Below are 18,424 nucleotides of genomic sequence, written 5' to 3' on the forward strand. Positions count from 1 at the left end.
AAGTTAGTATGCAGGAAATGCAACCAAGCATTATTCCCAACGCCCAAAGGCAAGATGATGTTCTTTGGCATGTCGATGATAATGGCGTAGCGACCATTACCCTAAACAGAACAGCTAAACACAATGCTTTTGACGCTTGTACGATCGACTTGCTGATCCACCGCCTAGATTATCTCGCTTTACGAACGGATGTGCGGTGCTTGGTATTAAGAAGTAACGGCAAGCACTTTTCATCCGGGGCCGATTTGAATTGGATGCAGTCGATGGCCGACAGCACGAGGCAAGATAACTTCGTTGATGCCCAAAACTTGGCAAGACTCATGGAAACATTAGATTCGTTCCCTCAACCCACCATCGCGGTTGTACAAGGTTCCGCTTATGGTGGCGCTTTGGGTTTGATTTGTTGTAGTGATATCGCCATCGCAAGCCAAAGTGCCAACTTTTGCTTAAGTGAAGTTAGGCTTGGTTTAGTTCCAGCAACCATTGCGCCTTACGTCATGCGCGCGATGGGGAATAGACAAGCTAGACGCTATATCTTAAGTGGTGAAGTCATTTCAGCCGAAGATGCCGAACGGTTTGGTATTGTGCACGAAGTGAAAGAAGCCAAACAGCTTGAAAATGCGGTCGATAGCGTAATCAAGACGTTGCTACTTAATAGCCCAGATGCGATGCGTAAAGCGAAAACGCTCTGCCATCAATGTCATCAAAACCCCATCGATCAACAACTGATTCACTATACTAGCAAGCTCATTGCGGACATTAGAGTATCACCCCAAGGTCAAGATGGGCTGCAAGCGTTTCTTGAAAAACGTAGCCCAAGTTGGGTCACCAAGTCACAGGACAAGTAATGCTACCTTCCAAAGTAAAGATTGTCGAAGTAGGTCCTAGAGATGGGTTGCAAAATGAATCTCCTGTTGCGACCCAGACTAAAATCCGGCTGATCAACTTACTCTCTGATACTGGGTTAACGCATATTGAGGTGGGCTCTTTTGTCTCACCCAAATGGGTGCCACAAATGGCGGACTCAACAGAGGTCATGAAAGCAATAACACGGCGAAATCATGTTACCTACTCTGCCCTGACTCCAAACCTAAAAGGCTTAGAACAAGCGTTGGAGGCTGACGCCAATCAGGTCGCAATTTTCACTTCATCCTCAGAAGGATTCTGCCAACACAATATCAATTGCTCGATTGCAGAAAGCCTAACTCGCTTCGAACCTGTAATGCGATTAGCCACCAAACACGGCATCCCTGTTCGTGGCTATCTATCCTGCGTTGCCGACTGCCCTTACGATGGCCCGACAGCCCCTAAACAAGTGGCGAGCGTGGTCAAATCACTCATCGATTTAGGGTGTTATGAGGTGTCTCTAGGCGACACAATCGGTACAGGCACGCCAAACCGTATCGCTGCTATGCTAGAAGCCGTCATGTTGGTTGCACCTCTTCCCCAGCTTGCTGTCCATTTCCACGACACATGGGGACAAGCTCTCACCAACATTTATCAGGCACTGAGTATGGGCATCAACACCATCGACAGTAGTGTAGCTGGGCTGGGTGGATGCCCATACGCTCATGGATCATCAGGGAATGTCGCAACGGAGGATGTACTGTATTTATGCCAAGGGTTAGGAATAGAGACGGGGATTGACTTAGAGCTACTGGCTAAAGCTGGCTGGATGATCAGCGAAGAGCTGGGTCGGCAGCCTACATCAAAAGTGTCATTAGCATTGCGTAACCGCGTATTATCACTTTCGTAGAAGGCCATCCGGCACCTCAAATTCTCCCAACCCAAGTTAATTTGCTCTACTTTCGAGTAGGGAAGCGAAACCGCCCGCCAGTACGATAAATAATTAGAGAAAATAAGATAAGCACACAACCTACTAGTTTATTTGCCGTTAGCACTTCGCCATACCACAGCACGCTCAGAATAACCGTCCAAACTGGTTCTAATATCATAATTAGAGCAGCGTTACCTGCCTGAACAAATTTTTGCCCCATAGTTTGCATTACGTAACGCAAGCTCGTCGCTAATAAGGTACTCAACGCAAACCACCACCAAATAGAGGAGTCCACCTCTGCCGGGAAAGATTCCATAAAAAATGAAACCAGCAAACCTAAACAACCTGCTGAAAAAAGTTGCACGCAAGTAAGCAGGAGCACAGGTAGTTTTTGAGAGTATTTGCTGTTCACATTAAAATGAAGCGCCAAAACCAGTGCTGCACCAAGAAACCACAATTGACTGGCCGATTGTTTCCAGCCACCAACTAAAGAAAGACAAGCAAGACCTAATACAGCGATAGGCAAAGAAAGCCAGAAAATTCGTTGTGGTCGTTGACGAAACATAACCCATGCAACAATCGGCACAAACAGCATGGAAAGGCTCATGATAAATGCGCCTTCCCCGAGAGTATCACTGATAGAAATAGCGTAAATCCATGTCATAACGGCACTGCCTAACAGGAGCCCGACACCACCAGCAGAAAGCACATCTTTTAAGTTTGCTTTCAGCAAAGGTCGGTAACATAGAGGCAGTAAGCAGAGCGAAGCGATAGTAAATCGCGCCCCAATAAAGCCAAAAGGTGGTAAACCCTGTATTGTTTCCTTAGAGAATATCCAGCCAAGTGCCGCGATCATCGTCGTCGCAACCAGAATAACCGTCGCTTTACGTTCTGAGTTAAACATAAGTACTCACAAAATATGGAACACACAATAGCGCAGCAAGAGAGTTTTTACTGCGCTATTGTGTAAATTTGAAAGGGGTTTGTGTCGAGCGAAAAAGTGAAAGCCCGATCCTCTCCTGTATTGTTGTCACGCAGATTGAAGTTCTGCTGCTAGATACATTAAATGCAGGCAAAGTATTAAGGCAAGCCTTTTCGCATACTAAATTACTTTAGCATTCTATACAGCAAGCAAACTGGCTAAAACCTGTACCGGGTGTCGAACTACCTCCCCTTCAAAACGCTTAACTTGACTGCGGCAGGAGTAGTATTGCGACTTCAACGCTCCTCAATACAGGTTGAATAAGGTGAATTGCTTTTTACCCATCGCCCCTACAATGAAAACCTATTGATTAACTACAACGAGCGGTTAAATTGCTCCACGGCCTCTACAACACGGCTAGCGCCATCTTGTATTTCATTCATCACATTGCCTGCTTTTTCAGAGAGCTCTAGCGTATCTAGTGCTTCTTTTTGGCATTTAGCGATCAGCTTAACTGCGTTATCTGTTCGCTGTAGGTTTTCACTGACCATTGTGACAATTTCATCGGTGGTTGCATTGGTTCTTGTAGCAAGCTGTCTGACTTCATCAGCAACAACGGCAAAACCTCTACCATGCTCACCCGCACGAGCCGCTTCTATCGCCGCATTTAACGCCAATAAGTTAGTTTGGTCAGCGATACCACTGATGCTATTTACCAACTCGCTAATACGCGATGAGTGCGCTTTAAGCTCGTCAATCGCGGTGTTCGCTTGCTGCATTTGCTCGGAAAGTATCTGCATCTTTTCTAACGTTGAGCCTATAACCTCTTGCCCTTGCAGGGTTTGTGTACCAGTTTCTTGGGAGATTTCGTTCGCCAATTGCGCAGCCTGGGCCATTTTCTGTTCCTGCATCACCTGCTGGGTAATATCTGTCGCGAACTTAACGACCTTGTAGAGCTCTCCTCTGTCGTTATGGATAGGGTTATATGAAGCCTCTAGCCACACCTCTTCACCATAACGGTTAACTCGTTTGAATCGCTCTGATGAAAATTGCCCTTTTGCTAAACGTTGCCAAAACTCACGGTAAGCTTGAGAGCTCGACTCTTCCTGATCACAAAACATGCGATGATGCTTCCCTAGAATCTGATCAAGCGCATAACCCATTGTGTTTAGGAAATTATCGTTGGCTTTTAAAACATGGCCATCTAATGTGAACTCAATCACCGCCATAGAACGACTTAATGCATTTAGCATGTCCTCTTGCTCACGGGATGATTTGATCGTTCGCGTAAGTTCAGAAGCAAAAACAAAAAAGCTTTCTACTTCTCTGCGCTCATTTAAAACAGGCTGGATAATCGTTCTTAACCAGGCTTCCTCACCATTACCTTTCCGTACTTGCAATGCCCCATTCCAGAACACTTTATCTTGGACGGCTTTCTTCATTCGATGAAAGTGGTCTGTATTGCGCGAATTTGACGGTACCAATTCAGTAATTGATTTCGTTAAGATCTCATCATCATGTAAGAAAAGTTCTTGCTGTAGTTTGGTATTTGCAGAAGTAATGAGGCCTTTACTATCCAATGTTAAGCGGATCATCTCTTCATCTAAACTGGTTTGGATTTGCTGCAGGATTTGCAACTCCTGCTTTAATCGTTGATTTTCTTGTTGAAGCGACTTATTAAAAAACATGACTTTCTCTCATTTGACCGACCTTCGGATTAGTCAAAGGTTTATTATTTGTATACCGAATAAACTGCAAGCGGCAAAATCGTTTGGTTGCATATTCAAACGCGATTTCTATTTCTTATCAAAGGACCCCGCTGGGAATACGGCGATTTTTTCTCCAGTGTAACCTAAGCGCAGTATACTGAAATTTCTTCAGCACCCAAGTTGTTTATATATTTATCAATATTAAAGCTCTTTATCGCCAATTTGAGGTTTGTATTTGTGGATATACTTATATGGAGAAGTGGTGTGTTCAGATCAATAAGCCTTTTCATTTAAAAAAAGGGCCTTGACTTAGTTCCAATAATTTTCGCCGTTTTACCGCTTTTCCACCCGACTTTTGAGCGATTACCCACTCCTTATTCGCTTGTATTTCTATTAACAACGCACGGAGGAACCAGCAACAAGCGCATCGATTTGCCCAGTATCAATACGTTGTGGTATCCGCTCATTCAGTTTGCCGTGAAGGTGATGAATCACCAGCTCACCAGTCGACTCGTCACGATCAGAAATGAGGTAATGAGGTAATGAGGTAATAACGCATGACACCAGAGATTACATTGTGTGTCCAACATTGTGCCCACTCCTAAGTTTCATAACTTCCTTCCCTCGGGCGCTTCTATCTCTCACCACAGCAACTATGCTTAAAACGACATGTATTCAATTGTCTAGCTTCAACATATGAAGGTTAAGTGAACATAAACAAGCGAAGGAAACAGGGCCATGGAAGTCGATAAAATGATAAGTTAACAAAAAAATTACAGATAGTGATTCATTGGTCTGTAAGAGTATTGTCGATAGTTATGTTGTTTGTAATCGTCATGGGTGTGATAGATGTTGCATGGACGATATATCAAAAACTTATCACGCCACCTAAACTCATTCTGACGATTTCAGATATGCTAGCCACTTTTGGTGCTTTTATGGCCGTTTTAATTGCTATTGAAATTTTCATCAATATAACTATTTACCTGAGAGAAAATGTTATTCATGTAAAAATCGTCATGGCCACCGCGCTGATGGCAATCTCCCGAAAGGTCATTATTATAGACTTTGAAACCTTGTCTCCAATGTACCTGATTGGAATTGCGGCTGTAGTTCTTAGTATGAGTCTTGGTTACTGGCTGATCCATAAACTGCCCAATAAGAGCCATACTGAATAAACTTCTCAGCCTCCCGAATTTTCAGATACTCTCAAGGCATGAAAAAGTCTTGTCTTGGCACGTTGGAAGCTAATAAATTCCTCCATGCTAGGCTCTATATACTGCTAGACTACAAGATTATAGAGTAGTGCCTAGGCGGAGAAATTATCGATATTATTTTCTAGCAGCTAATCTTTGAGTATTGGCACAGCTCAATGGGGCAAGTGTTGCTCCAGTTCCCCATCTGATTTATACCCTCAACATCTATGTATTTTAATTTCAACTTTTCCGTGATCCTCTTAAACAAGGTCGTCACGAATAGCCTGAAGGATTACATCCGGCTAAAAGTAACCGCCAGAAAAGTGATTGTCAGGTGGTCGGTCATCTCGCCGTAAAATTAGCTCTTAACGCATACCTTCAGCTCAGTTTGCGAAAAAGCCTTAAAGGTCAAAGTAACTTTCAATCCCATTCAGAGTGTTGGTCGTGGCCACAGCGGCTAATATCAACCCCATGATCCGACTTACAGCACTAGCTCCTGTATTCCCAATAATCCTGTGTATGCCGCTGGCCATTAATAGCAAGATATAAACAACCAATAGTACCAGCAGCATCATAGCCACTGTCTGGACTTGCTCCCAAATATTAAACCGCACGTTCTCTGTGAGTAAAACGGCGGCTAATATTGCGCCAGGGCTAGCAATTGATGGAATGGCTAGAGGAAAAACTGCTGTATCATGATGACTATTGAGCGTTCTGATTTCTTCTGCTGGTTTACTCTCACCAAATATCATAGTCAAAGCAAACAAGAACAATACGATACCGCCCGAGATTTGAAACGCAGACAAGGGAATACGCATTGCTGTAAGTATGATTTCACCAGCAACAACAAAAAACAGTAGGATAGCAGCGGAGAATAGAGTCGCAAACAGAGCGACCTTACGCTTTGCCACTTCTTCATAGCTTTTTGTGGCTGCGATAAAAACGGGCACAGTACCTATGGGATCGATGACAGCAAAGAAAAAGATAAAAGTTGCCACAAAGTCAATCATGCTACTTTCTCCAGTACCAATTTAGCTTTAAGGATAGAAGATCAGCTTGAAGTAGCAGAGAAAATGTTTGACGCTAACATAGCGAGAGCTCATTCAGAAAAACAAAAATGGTGCGTTATTTACAATACAGAACTTACTTCTATCCTATCGATAACTATTAATATCTCAAAGGTAATGACTACCATACCTAACGGTAGTCGCCATCGCTTTAGACTTCTCAGAGAACATCAAAAAAAACAAGTGAACGAGAAGAATATCGACGTCATAAGATAGTGAGGCTTTAGTGTTTATACCAGTGCTCTTTTGACTCCATTTGAGCTTTTACTTCTGCACTATATTCAGCAGTAGGTCGTGCCAATAACCTTGGAATGCCGATAGGTTCTCCGGACTCTAAACAATAGCCATACTCCCCTGCGCGCAAGCGAGCCAACGATCGTTGAATCTTAGGTAACAGCTTTTGCTCTCTATCTATGATTCTTAATGCGATTGCAGATTGCTCCTCACTGGACGCCCTATCGCTTTCGTCACTGAATTCCATTGGCGCAATCATCTCTTCTTTCGCGCGTTCAATATGCGCTAACGTCAATTCATAAAGCTCAAATAATCGGTTTTCAAAAAACGCGAGCTGAGCTTCATTCATATAATCCGCCTCGGGCGCTGCAAGAATTTCTTCTTCTGTCATGACATGCTTTTTCTCTTCGTTCATAGAACCTCCACACCGAGATAAGAGTTCGATCTCTAAATTCCGGACATCTGAACCTGTGCAACTAAACGACAAATAAAGCCGCCAATAAGGTGCAGTACTCGACACAGTAACAAACTGCTTGATGCCAGAGTTAAGATCACCGACTATATTAATTGTTACATTATAACATTACACTATAAAGAGCATGAACATGAACACCCAGAAACTCCCTGTTACGGTTTTATCCGGCTTTCTAGGCGCAGGAAAAACAACCGTTTTAAGTCATATTCTTAACAATAGACAAGGCAGAAAAGTCGCGGTCATCGTCAACGACATGAGCGAAGTCAACATCGATGCGGCAACTGTTCAGAATGAAGTTTCTCTCAACCACAGTGAAGAAAAGTTGGTTGAAATGAGTAACGGCTGCATCTGTTGTACCCTGCGTGAAGATCTACTTGAAGAAGTCACTAAACTCGCGCAAGAAGGCAGATTCGATTACTTAGTTATCGAGTCCACTGGCATCGCCGAGCCACTTCCCGTTGCAGAGACTTTTACGTTTGCTGATGAAAACGGGCTATCACTTTCAGACGTTGCACGTTTAGACACCATGGTTACGGTGGTTGATGCGATTAACTTTCTGCGTGATTACGATGAAGCTAAGTTCTTAACAGAGACAGCCGAATCCTTAGGTGAAGACGATGAACGCAGCGTCGCCGACTTACTCGTCGATCAAGTCGAGTTCGCTGACGTGATCCTGATAAGTAAAACCGACCTCGCTGAGAAATCAGAAATCGAAAGGCTTCTTGCGATTCTTAAAACCCTAAACACATCGGCCACTATTCTTCCTATCTCGAATGGTGAAGTAGAACTTGATGCCGTACTCGACACACAAAGTTTCAGTTTTGAAAAGGCGCAACAAGCCCCAGGTTGGTTGAAAGAAATGCGAGGCGAGCACATACCTGAAACCGAAGAATACGGCATTTCCAGCTTTGCCTATCATGCGAGACGCCCTTTCCATCCAGAGAAGTTTTACGACTTCCTCCACAATGCGAAAGATTACGGCAAACTGATTCGTTCCAAAGGTTACTTTTGGCTAGCAACCAGACCAGAGTTTGTCGGTCAATGGAGCCAAGCGGGAGGCATCGCACGTTATGGTGTTGCGGGTATGTTTTGGAAAGCAATTCCGAAAGAGGAATGGCCGACGGCTCAAGATTACTTAGATGCTATAAACGACATTTGGCAAGAACCTTATGGCGATATGCGACAAGAATTGGTGTTCATTGGTCAGGGATTAGAGCAAGAGAAATTGATTGCTCGTCTAAACGAATGCTTGTTAACAGAAGATGAGATGGAGCAAGGGCTCGACTATTGGTTATCTCTGGAAGACCCTTTCCCTGAATGGGAACAGTAAACGACTGAGATTCAAAAAAGCCTCCCACCATTCGGGAGGCTTTTTCGTTACACAGAGCCAATTTTGGTATACCGAGCCAATTCAGTAAGTCCGTTCTTGGTACAAGCCGAGATTCAAACATGCACCAAGGGAATCCTCACCAGTACATTCAAACTGTCTTCTTCTGGCTCAACTTAGCTATTTTCTTTGGCCAAGGATCTTCAAATGTTGCCCCCTGTTGCCATTGCTCCAATTCCGCATCCGTTAAAAAGCAGTTTTCCAGCGCATCAATAAACACATCGACTTCGTTTTCTTGCCCAATCACCGTTAAGCGACAACGACGATCACCAAAGCGGCTTTCAACACTGTCTATCTTATCTTGCAGGATTTGACGATGTTCCTCAGTGAAGTTTTGCGATTCGTCATTGATTACCGAAGCGCGCCAAAAGCCTGTAATTTCAAGCCCCACATTGCCGCTTGCTTGGCTCCAAAGCAGTGAAACATCGTCTCGAGTTGGAAACCAAAAGAACCCCTTACTGCGGAACACACCTTTAGTTAAATACTGGTGGCAGGTACTCCACAAACGCGCAGGATGAAAAGGTCGATCATCTTTGATCACTTTGGCGACAAGGCTTTGTTCGTCTTTATCAGAGAGATTCAACGGCTCATTCACCGTCTCACGAAGTTCTGCGATTAACTGCTCAACAAGGAAGAAATTGTAGTCTTGCTCACCTTTCAACATGCGGATATCCAAGTTTCCCCATGACGTTTTGATTATCTCGGTGTAAACATTAAGCGGATGAATCCCCTGCGCGATGTTGCGAACGGTATTGTCATCCACTTTGTCCGTCTTGGTGAGCATGACACGGTTTGAGAACATAATTTGCTCTACCAACAAGTTTTCAACGCCGCGAACACCCTGCTTTACGTTCTCTTGCCACTTCGGAATTAAGGCAGAGCCTTGTCGATAGTCATCTCGCAACCAAGTCGCATCCACCAACGTAATCACGTCTTTGAGAGCGAATGGTGCGTTGTTTTTAAAATACTCAACCAAAGGCAAAGGATGACTACTGCCCGACGTTTCAATCACAATCCATTCTGGCCATTTTTCTGCGCAGAGCTTTTTAAGGGCTTTATCGAGCTGCCTTACACCACTCGGGCTGCTGATGCTGTCTCCACTGATCGTGACAAAGTTGCCCTGCTCTTCACTCACCGCATCGGTATTTAAGATAAGCACGCCATCAACGTCTAACTCACTCATGTCATTCACAATAACGGAAAGATCAATACCAGAAGAATCGGCTTGTTGAAGAATGTTGCGTAAAAAAGTGGTTTTCCCTGACCCGAGAAACCCATGCAAAATAGTGACTGGAATTGATGGCATACCTTTGACCTACAAACTCTGAATAAACACATGTTATAACATAACAATTTGATGAGTTATAGAAGGAATCCAATTGCTGTCTTAGACCCAAAGCTTAAGAATCGGTAAAGACCACAGAGACTGATTTTTCAGAACTCGCCTTCGTTTCTCAGCACGTTTCATCACCAGCAAAGGTCTGACTATTGATAAAAATAATAAGTGGTTACAAAACGACCATTGCTTTGTTTATAAAATTGGAGAAAGATGACAATACAGCGATTTATAGGAGGTGGTGTTATGACTTTAGTTCTTACCGTTCTTATTTTCCTAAGTTGTATTGCGATGCTCGCAATTGGTGTGATGTTTTCACGTAGGCCGATCAAAGGCGGAGATTGTTGCAAAGCGTCCGATGTTGCGGATGTGGACGCACGTAAAAGAAAAAATCGCAGTCATTATTCTTCTAGGAACACATATTGAGACTCACCTATTGCTCCAACCTCATAACACAAAATAGCATAACTGAGCCCTAACAAATTGTCGGACTCAGTTTTTCGTTTCTACTAGATAATCAAACTCTGATACTCGCGCCAAAAATGAAGGTTTCTGGATGTTAGGAAGCGACTTCGCGATAGGTAAGTCGGCTTTCATTGCATCAACCGGACGATTACGAACTAAAACTTCAAAATGTAAATGTGGTCCGGTTGAACGACCAGTATTCCCAGAGAGGGCTATTTTTTGCCCACGCTTTATAACTTGACCTTTTTTAACCAAGATTTTATTCAAGTGTAGGTAACGAGTTTTGTACACACTGTTATGTTCAATCACTAAATAATTACCGGCATAAGGGTGCTTGCGGACCGCAATTACTTTTCCATCCCCAGTAGAATAAACTGGCGCACCGATTGGTGTCGCGAAATCCGTTCCGTTATGCGGGGTGACTCTTCCCGTCACTGGGTGTTTACGCTTAGGGTTAAACCCAGAGGTGATTCGGCGGTATGCCCTATCGACAGGATAACGGTTAAACGCTCGCTCCAAACTGTTACCAGCTCTATCATAGAACCGTCCATCCTCGGCTAGAAATGCAGCGACTTCGCCCTTCGCTAAGTTAAAAGAAATAGCCTTAATCTCACTATTGCCAGTTTTGTATTCACCTAAATATTGCTGTTTCACTAATATATCGAAACGGTCACCGGCTCTAAGAGATCGCGCAAAATCAATCTTATCTTTCATCACCTGCGTAATATTTGCGACGTGGCCTGATGCCAATCCTACTCGATGTGCCGAGACTGAAAAACTCCCTTTGATTTCTCCCGAAAATAAGGTTTCACGCCATTCCCCTGAAATTTCCTGAAATTCGTAAGAGAAGGAGCCATCGTTTTCTCTAGTGTAGATAGCCTTCTCTACAAGGCTCATATGATAAATTAGTCGACTCAATTGCCCCATGTCATCCATCACTAATTCAAGCTCTTCTCCGGGCTTAATCATATCTAGCTGGAGGTGATCAAGATCAACTGAGAGAATTTGCTGCAAAATACCGTAAGGGAGACCCAATTGAGCGAAGATACCACTGAGCGTATCTCCCACTTTAACTATGTAGTGTATTTGTTTAGGTTTAGGCAACGGAGTCAAACTGCTATCTGAGGGAACCACTATCTTTGATGATGGAGGTGGTGACGAATCACTGCTTTGATTCAGTTGAGTGCTGTGACTATCTTGATTTGGCTCATCCTCTGTAGGTAGAAGCAAAGCGACCGAAAAACAAAACACAGCAACGATTAAAGCAATAAATTTAAACTGACTCATGAGAAACTAAGTATCAATAACAACGATTGTTATGTTATAACATATCTAGGATTGTTTTTACTCAGTTTAGTAAACGTTTATTCAGTTCACTGGATTGGCTAAGAGAAGACCAGTCATTCAACCCATTCTCTTTGAGAAGGCTCAATAATGAACACATTCAATTCAGCACTTATCGTTGCAGGAACACACGGAAACGAACTTTCTGGTATTTATTTACATAAACTAATCAAAGAAAAACGTTACTCTGTCAATAGATCAACCTTTTCAGCCTGCTCGATCATCGCAAACTCCGAAGCAGCAAAACACAACGTCCGATACATCAATACAGACTTAAATCGCGAGTTCTCAGCAATGAATAGCAATCATTGTCCTGATTTGCATGAAAGCAAGATTGCACATCAATTTATCGAGAAATATGCAAACCAAGAAAAACTGTTGATTGTTGACCTGCACAATACAACAAGCAATATGGGAGCGACGTTGATTCTGCTTTCTAACGATGTGTTTTATCGGAAACTGGGCGCGTACGTCAAACAACGAATGCCATCAGCACATGTCCTTTTCGAAGAGCGAAAAGAATGGCAAGAGCAACCTTACCTTTGTACTGCTGGGCAATATGGAATAATGATTGAGGTCGGGGCGCAAGCACATGGTGCGCTAGAGTACAGTACGTTGGAGTTGATGAAACAGATGCTTACCGCAGTATTGGACTATGTTGAAAAGCACAACCTCAACCAAATAGGCTTACTGAGCGATTATGAGGCGTTTTTTTACACCGAAGAAATCAGGGTTCCACTTGATCAAGAGGGTATGCGGCAAGCACTAGTACACCCTACTATTTGTGGCAGAGATTTTGAGGCGGTCAAACCAGGAGCACCTTTATTAGCGACTTTCGCTGGTTATGATATCCATTGGAATGGCAAAGGGGAAATTTACCCGCACTTTATCAATGAGAGCGCCTACAGTACCGCAAATATAGCAATGGCCCTCGCTAAAAAAAGACGTGTTTCTTCCGTGTAACTTAAAGCAAGTAATTAGGCCACGTGTAACGTGGATACCTCACCCCATGAATAAAACTGTGCCTGAACCGCATAGGCAGAAAATACGGGTACTAACCCCACCCTAATACGGCAGCATAAGTGCCCTAAGCGCAGCTTTAAAAGAAACCCCACTAGAATTTTAAGGAGGTAAGACATTATGGTTAAAAGGAGAGTTTTCTCTTTTCTATCATGATGCCTTCTCCAAACATCGAAATAATCTATCTTCAAATTGGTCATCTAGACCGGAAGAGATCAGTTCTAGGCGGCTTTCTGAACACTCGTCTAGTTCAAACTCTGTGAGTCCATCTGATGTTAGATTGTAACCAAAAATACCGCTTCCCGTGATAAAAACCGCTTTCATTCGTTCGACCTTGAGGTCGAGCAGCAATAATCTCAGCTTTTGATGATCGAACACGTTTTCAGCGGATATACGCCAACCGATACTGTAGAAACCTTCCCCCTGATTGGTTGCTTTTAGAATGCCGCTCTCAGGCATAGGCAACTCAGGAACAAGTGACTTTTTCTCTCTTTCACGATAAAGAACAGAGGGCGTTTTTTGCACGTCAATACGAGTCGCTCCCTCACATTCATGAAAAGGGATAGCGCCATGTTCAGCGAAAATCACTTTTGTTTCCCGCAGACCGAGCTTTGCTATATAAGCCGTCAGCTTTTGCTCATCTTCATCTTGATAGAGATCGCGCTTATTACCTACCACTGTATCTGCGATAGTGATTTGCTGGTTAAACGTTTCATGCTCAGTGTACTTAGGATCCGATAGTTTACGTGCATCGACTAAAGTAATGTTTTTTTGCAAAGCGAGAATTTGACGATAATACTCGGTCGATAGCACTTGCAGTACTTCTTTAGGATGACCAAGGCCTGTAGGTTCAATCAACAATCGATCTGGCCTTGCTTCAGACAATAATTGATTTAAGGCGATTTGCATCGGAAGACCTGCTGCACAGCACATACATCCCCCGGGGACCTCTCGAATAAACACTTGGTCTTGTTGTTTTTTTTGGCCTTGTAACAAGCTGCCATCAATACCAACTTCGCCAAATTCATTGACCAATACAGCCCAACGTTCATGACTCGGTTTATGGGTCAATAAGTGCATTATTGCCGATGTTTTCCCCACCCCGAGAAAGCCAGTGATGATGTTAGTCGGCACTCGCGAAATCAGTGGCTTATTAAAGTTCATTGGCAATTCTCCGGTAGCCTTGGACTAGTTCATGGTTGGCAGAAACGACGGATTCGGAAAAAGCTGAATATTCTGGCGGCACTTTAGAGATACTCTCTAAATCAAAACCGACACCAATATTGGTCATCGGTGGTACATGGAAATAAGCGGGTAAATCGAGGCCATCGACGACACAGTTATGACGAATAACACACCTCTCACCGATGACGCTATTGAACACGACGGAGTTGAAGCCAATGAAAACATCATCACAAACCTGGCAAGGACCATGAATAATCGAACGATGAGCAATGGATGAGCGCTCACCAATGGTCACCGCAGCCCCTGCCTTAGAGTGAATTACGACACCATCTTGGATATTGGTGTCACGTTTGATGACGATAGCTTCCATGTCTCCATGGTTATTAACTTCGTCAGCTCGAATAACAGCATAGGGTCCAATAAAAACGTTATCCTCAATAATGACTTTGCCACAGATAATAGCGGTTGGATCGATAAAGGCTGTTGAGGACACCTGTGGCATATGGCCCGTTGGGTTTCTTCTTAACATAATGCTTCCAGTTTGTTTATGGCTCTTTTTTTACGGTCAGCGACTTAACGATTGAAGGATAAACGCATCGCTCCAGCTGGTTTATCGATGACTTTGTTATTGTCATAAACTAGCGCGCCATTGACCCAAGTCTTTTGAATTTGAGCTGAAAATTCATGTCCAGCAAAAGGCGACCAACCACAATGATATAAACTGTTTTCGTTGCTAACTCGTGTTGGGGTATGAGCATCAACCAACACCAAATCGGCGTAGTAACCTTCACGGATAAAACCTCGGCCTTGAATGCCATAGCGAATGGCCGGGTTGTGCGCAGTTTTTTCGACTACTTGAGTCAAACTCATATGACCTAAACGGACATGCTCGAAGAGAGTAAGTAACGCATGCTGAACTAACGGCAGTCCGGCTGGAGCCTGCTCGTAAGGCACTTGTTTTTCTTGCCAAGTGTGAGGAGCGTGGTCTGTTGCAATGATATCTATTTGCCCCGTATTTAACGCTTTTAACAACGCATCGCGGTCACTAGGAAACTTGATTGAAGGATTACATTTGATCAAGTTACCAAGAGCGCCATAATCTTTGTTGCTGAACCAAAGATGGTGAACACAAGCCTCCGCGGTGATTGATTTGTCTCGAATGTCTCCCTCGTCAAAAAGTGCTAGCTCCTTCGCCGTTGTGATGTGCAGCACATGCAGTTGGCTGTGATACTTTTTGGCAAGTTCTACCGCATAAGAAGATGAAGCGTAACAGGCCTCTTCGTCACGCAAAATGGGATGGTCTTCGATAGTGAAACCTAGCTTCTTAAGCCTTTGCTTTTGCTGGTTTTGTTTAATAACAGTCCCACTTTCACAATGAGTAACAATGAGTACTGGAGAGTCACGAAAAATTGACTCTAACGCTTGCGGATCTTCGACTAACAAATTTCCTGTTGATGCCCCCATAAATACTTTCACACCACAATGTTGTTTGGGGTTAAGTTGTTTAATCTGTTCAAGATTGTCTTCGGTTGCACCGAGGTAGAAAGAATAATTCGCAAACGAGCTTTCTTTAGCGAGAGCGAACTTGCGCTCTAACGAGTCAATAGTCGTTGTAGCCGGACTAACATTGGGCATTTCCATGTAGCTTGTAATACCGCCGGCCACCGCCGCCCGCGACTCACTTGCAATTGTGCCTTTATGTGTCAGCCCAGGTTCTCGGAAATGCACTTGATCGTCAATCATGCCTGGCAGTAAGTAAGCCCCTTTAGCATCAATTACAATATCTCCGTGTTGTACGGATATATTAGTAGCAATCTTGTCAATTCTTTGATCAACAATACGTAAATCTGTTTCGGTAATGGCTCTTTCGTTGACCACCCGAGCGTTTTTAATCAATGTTGCTGACATAATTCATTCTTTTAGATAATTTGAAAAGGTGGCCAATACTCGGTCACCTTGTGAAGCTATAAGGGGAGATCGTGTGTCTGCCTCATAGGGGGCGGTTTGCGCATTCATCGCAAACACAGGAAATCTCAAATTGTGGGCTAAGAACGGTGAAGCCTTCTTGTATGGCTTTCGCACATACGCTAGAAATAACATTGGCTTCAACCGCTATTTCACTAACCTTTCCACACTGAGAGCAAATCAAAAACTGTGGAACGCCATGCTCCTGATCGCACGCGATTTGAGAACAAACGACGTATTTACTAGATGTATTGAGCTTATGGACAAAGTGCTCTGCTTCAAGGAAATCGAGTATTCGATAAACCGACATCGCTTGAATGTTTTGAGAAAAGTTGTGATTGCAGTAGTCAACTAGTTCGTAGGCAGAAAGCGGCTTCTCCGCATATAGCAGTGAAGTCAGTATCAATTTCCGTTTAGTAGTGAGTTGTTTACCTCGCAGCAGGCAGATTTTCTCTACCTGCTTCATGACGTCATCTACCGTTTTGAGCTTTCTCATATCTCTAGATGAAATCCAATGTGAGTAGTAAGCGACGTTCATTGTCTGCAACATGTGGAGAGCGATGTATAAGTCCAGTGGCTTCATTGCCTTCCCAACCACTTCCTTTGAGCAGGGCAACATCGCCAGGCTGCATTCGTCGTATGGCACTTTCAGAGTCGTATAAGCCCGATAGGTGATCAGGTTGACCAAGACTACCGGCACCGAGTTTAGTGCGATCAATGGTATCGTTGGTTAACCATTCGGTCGCTCGGCCGGTATAAGTTATGACAAGTCTGCAAGGCACACGATCAAAGTGAAATTTCGGGCACATCGGGCTGTCTAGGCGAGTTAGCCTCAAACCTGCTTCTTTAACCTCAAACAAACAGCAGAACATATCGACGATTAAAGCAACATCTTCACTCAGCGCATCAGCACACGCATAGCCCTTTAACTTGCTTCGTACCCATTGTGCAGCATCATCTGGCGTGACACTTTGTACCAGTGCCAATCTAGGCTCCTGTGCCAGCATCAGATTAATGTCCTTCGTCAACTCTTTCGAGAGCGTTCGCTGCCATATGGCAATATTGTGCTCTGGTTTGTAGATGTCGCTAAGTATGTTCGCTGATGTCGATATCGCCAACGATGATGTTGTTTGGACACGAAGCGGGTTCTCAACTACATCAATGCTCATATATCTTCCTCCCAAGCGTTAAAAAGGTCAGGTAAAGGTTTTAATAACGTTGATTTTCTAGGGCTATGAGACCTAGTAATCGTTACGATTTCGCTCTAGTTCACGGACATATTGACACAGTCCCACCCCATGTAGAGTCAAGTCAGACAACGCTTGTGAAGAAATCAACGTTTACTCTCTCTCAATAGGAGACTACTGGTTGTGAGATCAATTCTTTAAACAACAAATTGTAGAGCCCCAAACAAAGCAATGTTATAACATAACAATTAATCTTTTCAATATTTACCTTTTTTGATTAAAAATAATTAGGGGAACATCATGAGCATGCGAGCACGGAAATTATATTCCGCGATTAGAAAAGTAACGCGTAGGTGAATCGCCATAGACCCGACGAAACATCGCAATAAAGTTACTGGGCGTCGAATAACCCAAAGCATGTGCAACCGCTCCTACAGATTCCCCTCGAGCTATCATTTCTAATGAATGTATTAGCAGTACTTGTTGCCGCCATTCATTAAAACTCATGTTTAACTCACTTCGAATCAATCGTCTTAACGTCCGAGATGAGACTGCCCCAATATTGGCCCAATGCTCCACAGAATGTTTGCTGTTTGGGTCTATTAAAATTGCTTGAGTAACTTTTTGCAGTCTCGGATCTCTGGGCAGCGGGATGTGGAGTGACTCATGAGGGCTATTGACGATTTCATCGGATATTACGGCAAGAATACGTAAAGACTGTATGGATAGATCGTCTGTTTTGCTCCATATCGATGCTCTAACCGATAGGGCTTTCAACACATCGCTCATTTGGATAACACAAGGTCTCATTGGAAACCGCTCACAACTCTCTGGAGTAAACAGTAATGAACGACCTTTCAGAGAACCACAAAAATAAACACTGTGCATCGCACCCGGGGGGATCCAACCAGCTCGGTGAGGTGGTAGTATCCACGTTCCTTCATCGGTTTTGACCTGAATTAGCCCTTCATCTATACACAGTAACTGGCCTCGATGATGACTGTGCCAATTATGTGGCCGTTGATCCAAATGGTTGAAGTCGCTCCTTTCATGCTGCCACTCCTTAACGCTCAGTGCGGCGCCATTTTTCCATTCGCTGTAATCAGAGTTTGTCACTTTATTTACTCAATTCCATTTTGGCCATTATTCATTATT

The 18,424-nt window shown here is 43.7% G+C and carries 17 protein-coding genes and 2 pseudogenes; 5 read left to right on the plus strand and 14 right to left on the minus strand.

Annotated features, from left to right (window positions below; genetic code table 11):
- Window positions 1–8: 8 nt before the first annotated feature.
- Window positions 9–848: an enoyl-CoA hydratase-related protein gene (locus tag R7Q11_RS06695; protein ID WP_017821060.1), complete on the plus strand. Its 840-nt coding sequence runs from the start codon at window positions 9–11 to the stop codon at window positions 846–848.
- Window positions 848–1,756, plus strand: coding sequence for a hydroxymethylglutaryl-CoA lyase (locus tag R7Q11_RS06700; RefSeq protein WP_025767658.1), 909 nt, complete (start codon window positions 848–850; stop codon window positions 1,754–1,756). Before R7Q11_RS06695 ends, R7Q11_RS06700 begins: the two co-directional genes overlap by 1 nt.
- Window positions 1,757–1,802: 46 nt before the next feature.
- Here the strand turns inward: R7Q11_RS06700 and R7Q11_RS06705 are convergent, their stop codons facing one another.
- The 4 genes and pseudogenes from R7Q11_RS06705 to R7Q11_RS06715 all read right to left on the minus strand — a co-directional run.
- Window positions 1,803–2,681, minus strand: a complete 879-nt coding sequence (locus tag R7Q11_RS06705) for a DMT family transporter (RefSeq protein WP_005375761.1) — start codon at window positions 2,679–2,681, stop codon at window positions 1,803–1,805.
- 392 nt (window positions 2,682–3,073) lie between these two features.
- A complete protein-coding gene (locus tag R7Q11_RS29840; RefSeq protein WP_372036153.1) occupies window positions 3,074–3,610 on the minus strand; it encodes a methyl-accepting chemotaxis protein in 537 nt (178 codons plus the stop codon).
- Window positions 3,608–4,387: pseudogene (locus R7Q11_RS29845) on the minus strand (PAS domain-containing protein); the annotation flags it as partial. The gene R7Q11_RS29840 and the pseudogene R7Q11_RS29845, both read right to left, overlap by 3 nt.
- 420 nt (window positions 4,388–4,807) lie before the next feature.
- A pseudogene (locus R7Q11_RS06715) lies at window positions 4,808–4,924 on the minus strand (universal stress protein); the annotation flags it as partial.
- Window positions 4,925–5,226: 302 nt separating this feature from the next.
- On the opposite strand from R7Q11_RS06715, the gene R7Q11_RS06720 reads away from it, so the two are divergent.
- Window positions 5,227–5,586, plus strand: a complete 360-nt coding sequence (locus R7Q11_RS06720) for a phosphate-starvation-inducible PsiE family protein (RefSeq protein WP_169674288.1) — start codon at window positions 5,227–5,229, stop codon at window positions 5,584–5,586.
- 419 nt (window positions 5,587–6,005) lie between these two features.
- Here R7Q11_RS06720 and R7Q11_RS06725 read toward each other — a convergent pair whose 3' ends face one another.
- Together R7Q11_RS06725 and R7Q11_RS06730 are read right to left on the minus strand one after the other, a co-directional pair.
- Entirely contained in the window at window positions 6,006–6,614 is a 609-nt protein-coding gene (locus R7Q11_RS06725; protein ID WP_017635732.1) for a MarC family protein, read from the minus strand.
- A 280-nt stretch (window positions 6,615–6,894) separates the two neighbouring features.
- Window positions 6,895–7,320 carry a TraR/DksA C4-type zinc finger protein gene (locus tag R7Q11_RS06730; protein WP_064354628.1) on the minus strand — a complete coding sequence of 142 codons (426 nt, stop codon included), beginning with the start codon at window positions 7,318–7,320 and terminating at the stop codon, window positions 6,895–6,897.
- A 190-nt stretch (window positions 7,321–7,510) separates the two neighbouring features.
- On the opposite strand from R7Q11_RS06730, the gene zigA reads away from it, so the two are divergent.
- Complete coding sequence (gene zigA, locus R7Q11_RS06735; RefSeq protein WP_017821067.1) at window positions 7,511–8,710, plus strand: zinc metallochaperone GTPase ZigA; 1,200 nt, start codon at window positions 7,511–7,513, stop codon at window positions 8,708–8,710.
- 148 nt (window positions 8,711–8,858) lie between these two features.
- Here zigA and R7Q11_RS06740 read toward each other — a convergent pair whose 3' ends face one another.
- Window positions 8,859–10,073: a CobW family GTP-binding protein gene (locus tag R7Q11_RS06740; protein ID WP_176311604.1), complete on the minus strand. Its 1,215-nt coding sequence runs from the start codon at window positions 10,071–10,073 to the stop codon at window positions 8,859–8,861.
- A gap of 522 nt (window positions 10,074–10,595) precedes the next feature.
- Window positions 10,596–11,855: a peptidoglycan DD-metalloendopeptidase family protein gene (locus R7Q11_RS06745; RefSeq protein WP_005375721.1), complete on the minus strand. Its 1,260-nt coding sequence runs from the start codon at window positions 11,853–11,855 to the stop codon at window positions 10,596–10,598.
- A 147-nt stretch (window positions 11,856–12,002) separates the two neighbouring features.
- On the opposite strand from R7Q11_RS06745, the gene R7Q11_RS06750 reads away from it, so the two are divergent.
- Window positions 12,003–12,875 carry an aspartoacylase gene (locus R7Q11_RS06750; RefSeq protein ID WP_132936372.1) on the plus strand — a complete coding sequence of 291 codons (873 nt, stop codon included), beginning with the start codon at window positions 12,003–12,005 and terminating at the stop codon, window positions 12,873–12,875.
- Window positions 12,876–13,082: 207 nt separating this feature from the next.
- Here the strand turns inward: R7Q11_RS06750 and R7Q11_RS06755 are convergent, their stop codons facing one another.
- The 6 genes from R7Q11_RS06755 to R7Q11_RS06780 all read right to left on the minus strand — a co-directional run bounded on the left by R7Q11_RS06755 (window position 13,083) and on the right by R7Q11_RS06780 (window position 18,385).
- On the minus strand, window positions 13,083–14,096 hold the full coding sequence (locus R7Q11_RS06755; RefSeq protein WP_021707804.1) for a CobW family GTP-binding protein: 1,014 nt from the start codon (window positions 14,094–14,096) through the stop codon (window positions 13,083–13,085).
- Window positions 14,086–14,646 carry a carbonate dehydratase gene (locus R7Q11_RS06760; RefSeq protein WP_017821071.1) on the minus strand — a complete coding sequence of 187 codons (561 nt, stop codon included), beginning with the start codon at window positions 14,644–14,646 and terminating at the stop codon, window positions 14,086–14,088. Before R7Q11_RS06760 ends, R7Q11_RS06755 begins: the two co-directional genes overlap by 11 nt.
- Before the next feature lie 44 nt (window positions 14,647–14,690).
- Window positions 14,691–16,025, minus strand: coding sequence for a dihydroorotase (locus tag R7Q11_RS06765; protein ID WP_225466316.1), 1,335 nt, complete (start codon window positions 16,023–16,025; stop codon window positions 14,691–14,693).
- Window positions 16,026–16,107: 82 nt separating this feature from the next.
- Entirely contained in the window at window positions 16,108–16,578 is a 471-nt protein-coding gene (locus R7Q11_RS06770; RefSeq protein WP_017821073.1) for a Fur family transcriptional regulator, read from the minus strand.
- A gap of 4 nt (window positions 16,579–16,582) precedes the next feature.
- Complete coding sequence (locus R7Q11_RS06775) at window positions 16,583–17,251, minus strand: DUF1826 domain-containing protein (RefSeq protein ID WP_005375711.1); 669 nt, start codon at window positions 17,249–17,251, stop codon at window positions 16,583–16,585.
- A gap of 339 nt (window positions 17,252–17,590) precedes the next feature.
- The gene (locus R7Q11_RS06780) at window positions 17,591–18,385 is read right to left on the minus strand and encodes an AraC family transcriptional regulator (RefSeq protein WP_225466317.1); all 795 of its coding nucleotides are present in this window, start codon (window positions 18,383–18,385) and stop codon (window positions 17,591–17,593) included.
- Window positions 18,386–18,424: the final 39 nt, after the last annotated feature.

The sequence above is a fragment of the Vibrio sp. 970 genome, assembly GCF_033339075.1.